The 3,373-nt window shown below is 69.7% G+C and carries 4 protein-coding genes; 2 read left to right on the top strand and 2 right to left on the bottom strand.

Going from position 1 to position 3,373, the window contains the following annotated elements; all coding sequences use genetic code 11:
- Window positions 1–378 precede the first annotated feature (378 nt).
- Window positions 379–1,068, top strand: a complete 690-nt coding sequence (locus tag Q7W29_07430) for a hypothetical protein (GenBank protein MDO9171644.1) — start codon at window positions 379–381, stop codon at window positions 1,066–1,068.
- A 63-nt stretch (window positions 1,069–1,131) separates the two neighbouring features.
- Here the strand turns inward: Q7W29_07430 and rfaD are convergent, their stop codons facing one another.
- Complete coding sequence (rfaD, locus tag Q7W29_07425) at window positions 1,132–2,103, bottom strand: ADP-glyceromanno-heptose 6-epimerase (protein MDO9171643.1); 972 nt, start codon at window positions 2,101–2,103, stop codon at window positions 1,132–1,134.
- A 40-nt stretch (window positions 2,104–2,143) separates the two neighbouring features.
- Entirely contained in the window at window positions 2,144–3,073 is a 930-nt protein-coding gene (locus Q7W29_07420) for a glycosyltransferase family 2 protein (GenBank protein MDO9171642.1), read from the bottom strand.
- 16 nt (window positions 3,074–3,089) lie between these two features.
- Here Q7W29_07420 and Q7W29_07415 point away from each other — a divergent pair.
- Window positions 3,090–3,373: hypothetical protein (locus Q7W29_07415; GenBank protein ID MDO9171641.1), on the top strand; the 284-nt coding region annotated here is incomplete at its 3' end.

The raw sequence follows: 3,373 nt of genomic DNA, 5'->3' as shown, positions 1-3,373 counted from the left end.
GACTACGCCACGGTCGACCTGGGCGACTGCTACAACAACGCCTACGGCATGTACCAGTGGTTCGGCGGCATGTGGATCTTCAAGGTCTTCACGACCGCGGACACCGACTGCACCGTCGCCAACGAGGACCTGAGCTTCGGCTCGCTCAAAGCGCTGTATCGTTAGTCCGCTCTACTCCTGGGCTGGGAATGGGGACCTCCGGTCACGGCGGTCCCTTTCCGTGTCCATCCGGTGCATCCGTAAAAAGCCCCATCATTTCGACAGGTCGTTTGCATAATCATCCCGATCCGTGCTAGGATCCGGGGCGGACGGCTTCCCCACACACCGGGTCGACTCGAGCGCCCACGGGAGCCCCCACCTCAACGAAAGGATGTCGCGATGAAGCTGCTTGCTACCGTGCTGCTGCTGCTGGTCGCCGTGCCCGCGCTCGCCGGGACGATCATCGACCTGCAGACGGGCGCCTACACCGTCGGCGCCGAGGTCGTGGTCAACGGCGCCGTGGTCACCGGCGTCCGCTACAACGGCTTCTTCATGACCGAGGATCCGAACGCGCCCTACGCCGGCGTCTGGGTCTTCACCAGCGCCGCTCCCGGCGTCGCGGTGGGCCAGCTGGTGAACGTCGCCGGCCTCTACGAGGAGTACTACAGCTTCACGGAGATCAACGTCTTCACCGACCCCACCGGCTACGTCACGGTGCTCGGCGAGCACATGGGCGCCATCTACCCGCTGCCGGTCACGGTGGCCGATCTCGCCGCCAACGCCGAGCCTTACGAGAGCTGCTTCATCATGGTGACCGACGGCATGGTCGTGACCACCGCCCCCAATTCCTACGGCGAGTGGCAGGTCGAGTCCTACGAGTCGCCCGGCCAGTTCCTCTGGATGGACGACTACTGGTACGACGACACGACCGTCCACCTGGGCGACTGCTACAACGCCGCGACGGGGATGCTGGCGTTCAGCTTCGGCACGTTCAGGCTGGAGCCGATCGCCAACGCGATCTGCTTGACCGACTGCACGGTCGGCAACGAGGACCTGAGCTTCGGCGAGATCAAGGCGCTCTTCAGGTAGGTTCCGACTTCGAAATTGTCCCTAGCAGAGGCGAGGCCCCGCGGCCTCGCCTCTGCCGTTCGCTTAGGACGCGGGTTGCGACAGGTGCCCGCGGACGTAGTCGCGGATCCCGTCCTCCAGCCCGGTGAAGGGTCGGTCGTAGCCGGCGCGGCGCAGCTTCGCGAGGTCGGCCTGGGTGTGGTACTGGTACTTGCCGCGCAGGTGGTCGGGCATCTCGATGTAGTCGAGGCGGGGTTCGCGGCCCAGGGCCGCGAAGACGGCGGTCGCCAGGTCGTTCCAGCTGCGCGCCTCGCCGGTGCCGCAGTTGAACAGGCCGTTGACCGCGGGGTTGTCGAGCAGCCAGAGCACGACCGCCACGGCGTCGCGCACGTCCAGGAAGTCGCGCACCTGGCCGCCGTCGGGGAACTCCGGGCGGTAGGACTTGAACAGCCGGACCCGGCCGTCCGCCAGGATCTGGCCGTGGGCCTTGTGGACGACCGAGCGCATGTCGCCCTTGTGGTCCTCGTGCGGACCGTAGACGTTGAAGAACTTCAGGCCGGCGATGCGGTCCAGGTGCCCGCGGCGCAGCGCCCAGAGGTCGAACAGGTGCTTGGAGAGGCCGTACATGTTCAGCGGCGCGAGGTCGGGCGTCGAGCGGTCCTCGTCGCTGTAGCCGAGCGCGCCGTCGCCGTAGGTGGCGGCGCTGCTGGCGTAGACGAAGCGGATCCCCTCCTCGAGGCACCACTCGCACAGCTCGCGCGTGTAGCGGTAGTTGTTGTCCAGGAGGTAGTCGGCGTCGGATTCGGTGGTGCTGCTGCAGGCGCCCAGGTGGATCACGGCGTCGATGTCGGCGGCCAGCGCGCCCTCGCGCACGTCCAGCCGGAAGTCGTCCTTGTCCACGACGTCCTCGACGCGCAGGCCCAGCAGGTTGCGCCACTTGGCGCCGTCGCGCAGCCGGTCCACGACCACGATGTCGTCGATCCCGCGGGCGTTGAGCCCCCGCACGACGTTGGCGCCGATGAAGCCGGCGCCGCCGGTCACGATGATCCTGCCCATGGTCCCTCCCGGGATGCGGGTCGTTGCGTCGGGTGCGACTCTACCCGCCGTGGGGTGCGGCGTCAACGCGGCCCCGCGCCCGCCGCAGCAGCTTCCAGTCGCGCATCACCGCGCCGATCGCCGAGGTCGCCGACCAGACGAAGCCCGGCCAGCCGTCGACGAAGCCGGTGCGCATCACGTACTGGCGCCAGAAGGTGGCCGGGCCGGTGGTCGCCAGGTGCCACCAGCGGAAACGGTACTTGTCGCCCAGGGCGTCCAGCGTGGTGTAGCGGTCCACCTTGCGCAGGTAGGCGCGCCAGTCGTCCATGGCCGCGTGCAGCAGCGGCTCGTCGAGCCGGCCCGTCGTGGCGCCCGGCGCGAGCTGCAGGCTCTCGTGGACCAGCGAGGGGGTGAAACGCGCCCGCCCGCGGCGGACCAGCCGCAGGGTGTGGTCGCGGGCGAGGCAGCGCGCGCGCATGCGGCGCCCCAGCACGGTGTTGACGCGGTGCAGCACCCAGCCGTCGTGCCGCCCGAGGCCGCCGTCGGCCTTCGACGCGAGGAGCCGCTCGCGCAGGGCGGGGGACAGCTCCTCGTCGGCGGCGATGCACAGCGCCCAGTCCGCGGTCACGCGGTCCAGCGCCGACTGCCAGGCCTCGCCGAAGCCCCGGAACTCGACGCGGTCGGCGACGACCCGGGGGAAGGCGCCGCCCGCGGCGGCCGCGTCGACGATGCCGGGCGTGCCGTCCTCGCTGCCGGTGTCCAGCACGACCAGCTCGTCGACCAGCCCCGCGAGGCTGGCGAGGCAGCGCGGCAGCAGGCGTTCCTCGTTCTTGACGATCAGGAATGCGGCCAGGGTGTCCAGGTTCGCGACCTTCCGTGAGTGGACGGTCCCGACACGGGGCCGCTCGCCGAATATTCTCGTTGAACAACCGGGAATTACAAGTTTCATTCGTGGGCGCGCCGCGACGGCGCGCCGATCGGCCACCAGCACGTTCGGGGCACCACCCGTGAGGATCCTGTTCAGCAGTTGCCTGGGGGAGTGGGGGGGCGGCGAGCACTGGATGCTGTCGACGGCCCTGGGCCTGCGCGACCGGGGCCACCACGTCGAACTGGCCTGCGCCCGCGGCAGCGAGCTGGCGCGGCGGGGCGGGGCGGCCGGGCTCGTGGTGACGGAACTGGTCTTCCACGGCGACCTGGACCCGGCCCTCTCCTGGCGCTACTGGCGGCTGTGCCGGCGGCACCGGATCGACCTGCTCTGCCTGAACATGGACAAGGTGCTGCGCGTCGCGGG

This window comes from bacterium (assembly GCA_030654305.1).
In the GTDB taxonomy this organism is placed as follows: domain Bacteria; phylum Krumholzibacteriota; class Krumholzibacteriia; order LZORAL124-64-63; family LZORAL124-64-63; genus PNOJ01.
The sequence above is the reverse complement of the archived record's forward strand: the minus strand, read 5'-3'. Positions and strand labels throughout refer to the sequence as shown.

What these genes read in the sequence shown, in the direction of transcription:
- Q7W29_07430 (MDO9171644.1), top strand. Translation starts at nt 379, where the DNA reads ATGAAGCTGCTTGCTACCGTGCTGCTGCTGCTGGTCGCCGTGCCCGCG.
- rfaD (MDO9171643.1), bottom strand. Translation starts at nt 2,103, where the DNA reads ATGGGCAGGATCATCGTGACCGGCGGCGCCGGCTTCATCGGCGCCAAC.